We start from the raw sequence: 4,117 nt of genomic DNA on the forward strand, positions 1-4,117 counted from the left end.
AAAATGATCTGCCGGTTCAGAAGCCATGACAATCCTCCTGAAATAGGTGCTATTTTACCGCATGAGACGGTACGGTCATACCGCATGTATTTCCTTTATCATATCATATACGATACCCTGTATAATGTATTGTATCATATAAAAAGACAAATACCAAACATTTGTATCATTGTCCCGGGGATACACGTCTACCGGGGATACACGAAAGAAAAAAGTCTGGTTCCTCTGACAGGGTCCTTTTCTGTATACGCCTTGCGGTATTGCGGATCCAGATGCGGACTAGGCTTGGCCTTCGGAAAGAAGATGTCAACCGCTATAAGAGCCTGCTGTGTCGTGCCTATTGCGTCAGGACCGGTTCTTGCCGTATAATAGACGGATGAACAAGAAAAAAATAGAAGAGACAATTGAACATGTAGAACAGGAAGTCGTGCAGGATGCCCGGGAAATACGGCAGTCGGCGGCAAGGCACCGCAGGCGCTTCTGGGGCATAGCGGCCGCGGCGTGCCTTTTCATAGCCGGCGCAGCGGGCATCGCATCGTATTACCTGCCAAATTACTTTCTTCCCGAAAGGGAAGCATACGTCCATGTGCGGGAACAGATGACTGCCACCGACATTGCCGATCAGCTCTACGACGACGGACTCATCGTCAATCCTGGCTGGTTCCGCCTGGTGGCACGCGTCACCGGCCAGGCCGATGATCTCAAACAGGGGGAATATACCATCCGGTCCGACATGAGTCTCCAGCAGATCCTGGCAAAACTAAAAAGCGGCAAATCAGAAGCAGCCCGGCTGGTCGTACCCGAAGGCTATACGGTGCGTCAGACGGCTCAGGCCCTGGATAAGCTGGGCATCGTCAAAGAAGAGGATTTTCTCCGTGCAGCCAACGATACGAGCCTGCTGTATCCATATATGAAAGGGAACCGCAAGGTGACACTTGTGACGGAAGGCTTCCTCTTTCCCGATACGTACCTCATCGGGAAGGATGCGACGGCAGAGGATGTCGTCACCATGATGCTGAAAAATTTCGACCGTCACCTGACAGACGACATGCGCCAGCAGATTGCAGAGCGGAATATGTCTATCTACCAGTTCGTCACCCTGGCATCACTCATAGAAAAGGAAGCAAAATACGATAAAGACCGGCCGCTCATCGCGTCGGTATTCCTGAACCGCCTGTCCCGGCACATGAAACTCCAGTCTGATGCCAGCATTTCCTATGCCATGGGAACCCACAAGGCGGCGTACAGTATCAGCGAAACGGAATACGACTCGCCCTATAATACATATCGCTATGAAGGGCTGCCGCCGGGACCGATTGCCAATCCGGGGATGGACTGCATGAAAGCCATCCTGGAAGCGCCCGATACGTCCTATCTCTATTTTGTTGCTGATAAAGACGGACATAACTATTTTGCCACAACCTACGAGGACCATATGAAGAATGTAAAGGAACATATGCCATGACGGACCTTCTGGAAGAAATACGCAGTCAGGCTGCGCGGGAACAGCTGCCTGTCCTGCGGGATCCGGAACTGCCACTATTGACCCGGATCCTCCAGCAGACGAAACCGGGCCGGCTGCTGGAAATCGGCACCTGTATCGGCTATTCTGCCCTGATCATGGCTCCCTTTCTGGCAGAGGGAGGGAAGCTGACGACGATCGAGCTCGACAAAGAGCGGTACCGGACGGCCAAGGAGTATTTTTCACGCTCTCCCTACGCGAGGGTCATCACGGCTCTTCAGGGAGATGCGGCCCAGTGGCTGAGCCGCCTGGAAGGGCCGTGGGATTTTGTCTTCCTCGACGGCCCCAAGGGACAGTATGTGCGCTATCTGCAGCTGCTGATGCCACACCTCTCGCCCGGTGCGCTCATCGTAGCAGACAACCTGCGCTATCACGATATGATTTATATAAAGGGGACGCTGCCGCACAAGCACCGGACGGCCGTGACGCGGCTGCGCCAGTTCCTGTCGCTCATCGACGATAGGCGGTATTTTGATTCTGTGTTTTTTGAAAATGGGGATGGCCTGACCGTATCCCGTTGGAAAGGATAAGTATGCAAAAGATGGAATTGCTGGCTCCGGCCGGCAATATGGATAAAATGAAGATGGCATTTCTCTATGGTGCCGATGCAGTATATCTCGGCGGGAAATTATTCGGTCTCCGCGCCTTCAGTGACAATTTCTCCCGGGATGAGCTGAAAGAAGCCGTGGCCTATGCCCATGAACGGGGAAAACGGATCCATGTGACGGTCAATATTTTCCCTCACAATGAAGACCTCACGGCTCTGCCGGATTACCTGCGCTTTTTGCGGGATATAGGCGTAGACGCCCTGCTCATCGCCGATCCGGGGATTTTCAGTCTGGCCCGCAAGCTCGTGCCGGAACTGCCCATCCACATTTCGACCCAGGCCAATACGACCAACTGGGCCAGTGTCCAGTTCTGGCATGACCTCGGTGCCAGCCGCGTCGTCATGGCCCGGGAAGTGAGCCTGGCCGATGTCAGGGAAATCCACCGCCGCGTCCCTGTCGAACTGGAAGGATTCGTCCACGGTGCCATGTGTATTTCCTATTCCGGCCGCTGCCTGTTGAGCAATTACTTCACCCAGAACCGCGACTCCAACCGGGGCCAGTGCGTCCAGTGCTGCCGGTTTAAATATAACGTAGTCGAAGAAAAGCGGCCGGGCCAGTATTTCCCCGTCGTAGAGGACGAACGGGGGACATATATCTTCAACTCCAAAGACCTCTGCCTCCTGCCGTACCTGCCGGATCTGTACGATGCCGGCCTGTGCAGTCTGAAAATCGAAGGCCGCATGAAGAGCGTCCATTACGTGGCTACGGTCGTCAAGGTATACCGCCAGGCTATCGATGCTTACGAACGTGACCCGGAACATTTCCACGTGCGCCCCGAATGGCTTCAGGAGCTGGAAAAGATTTCCCACCGGCCCTATACGCGGGGCTTCTCCGTATCGCGCCCGACTGAAGCCGATCAGGTATACAGCCATTCCAGCAATACCCAGACTCACGAATTCATCGGCCTCGTCCGTTCCTATGACCGGGAAAAGCACATCGTCTGGGTCGAACAGCGGAATCATTTCAAGACCGGTCAGACCGTAGAATTTCTCCAGCCGAAAGGACCGCTGGTCACCCTTACCCTGCCGGCCATGACCGATGGTGACGGCAACACCATCACGGCGGCCCCCCATGCCCAGCAGCTCGTAGGCATCCCCTGCGATACGCCGCTGGAAGAGTACAGTATGATGCGCCGCGAGGTGATCCGTCATGATGCTTGATGCCGACTGGGTGTATTTCAAGATCGATCCCGGCAATATGACCTTCGTCACCCGTATCATGGAAGGATTTGAATACGTCGGCGTCGTCACGGCCCTCGATGGGAAAAAGGGCATCGGCTTCGTGCGCACTACGGCGGACACGGCCGATGCGGCACGGCGCATCCTTCTGGCCCTGCCCTTTATGGTGACGCTCCTGACGAGGGAAGAAGCACTGAAAGAAACAGAAAAATAGAATAAACAGCCGGCGGCCTATATGGTACGGACTGCCATTGCGGACACACCTTTCATCTTTGTCAACTACCAGATGAAGGTGTGTTTTTTTGTGGTATTCTATATTTAGTACGTTTTTCGTGAAATTTCCGTAAATAGGGATAACAAACCCTTAAAAAAATATTTTAAGTAGTGTATAATATTTGCATACAAGGATTTTGTTAATCTGCCAAAGCTTAGATAGGAAGACAAATAGAGGAACGGCTGTCCCGGTACGATGGGAGCAGACCGGTATCGATGCAGCTGTTTCCTGCGCGAGGAGGAAATCGTATGAGAAAATCGAATTGTCTGGCCATGATCCTGGCAGGCGGCAAAGGCAGCCGCCTCGGTGTCCTGACGAAAGATCAAGCCAAGCCTGGGCTGCTCTTTGGCGGCAAATACCGTATCATTGATTTTACCCTGAGCAACTGCCGCCATTCCGGCATCGGGACGGTCGGCATCCTGACCCAGTACCAGCCGCTGGAACTGAACTGGTACGTCGGCAACGGCAGCTCCTGGGACCTCGACAATGACACGGGGGGAACCTTCGTACTGCCGCCGTACACCAATGGCAATGG

The 4,117-nt window shown here is 53.8% G+C and carries 5 protein-coding genes; all 5 read left to right on the forward strand.

What is annotated here, in order from left to right:
* Nucleotides 1–358 precede the first annotated feature (358 nt).
* Nucleotides 359–1,465: an endolytic transglycosylase MltG gene (gene mltG / locus DBO31_RS04855; RefSeq protein ID WP_234995396.1), complete on the forward strand. Its 1,107-nt coding sequence runs from the start codon at nt 359–361 to the stop codon at nt 1,463–1,465.
* Nucleotides 1,462–2,052, forward strand: coding sequence for an O-methyltransferase (locus DBO31_RS04860; RefSeq protein WP_150824577.1), 591 nt, complete (start codon nt 1,462–1,464; stop codon nt 2,050–2,052). The genes mltG and DBO31_RS04860 overlap by 4 nt, the downstream gene beginning before the upstream one ends.
* An 11-nt stretch (nt 2,053–2,063) precedes the next feature.
* Nucleotides 2,064–3,290, forward strand: a complete 1,227-nt coding sequence (locus DBO31_RS04865; protein ID WP_059075941.1) for a U32 family peptidase — start codon at nt 2,064–2,066, stop codon at nt 3,288–3,290.
* On the forward strand, nt 3,280–3,522 hold the full coding sequence (locus DBO31_RS04870) for a DUF4911 domain-containing protein (RefSeq protein WP_307788659.1): 243 nt from the start codon (nt 3,280–3,282) through the stop codon (nt 3,520–3,522). The genes DBO31_RS04865 and DBO31_RS04870 overlap by 11 nt, the downstream gene beginning before the upstream one ends.
* Before the next feature lie 332 nt (nt 3,523–3,854).
* On the forward strand, nt 3,855–4,117 hold a 263-nt coding region (locus DBO31_RS04875), incomplete at its 3' end, for a sugar phosphate nucleotidyltransferase (RefSeq protein WP_369907320.1).

It is taken from the genome of Megasphaera sp. DJF_B143 (genome assembly GCF_900320625.1).
Lineage (GTDB): Bacteria > Bacillota > Negativicutes > Veillonellales > Megasphaeraceae > Megasphaera > Megasphaera hexanoica.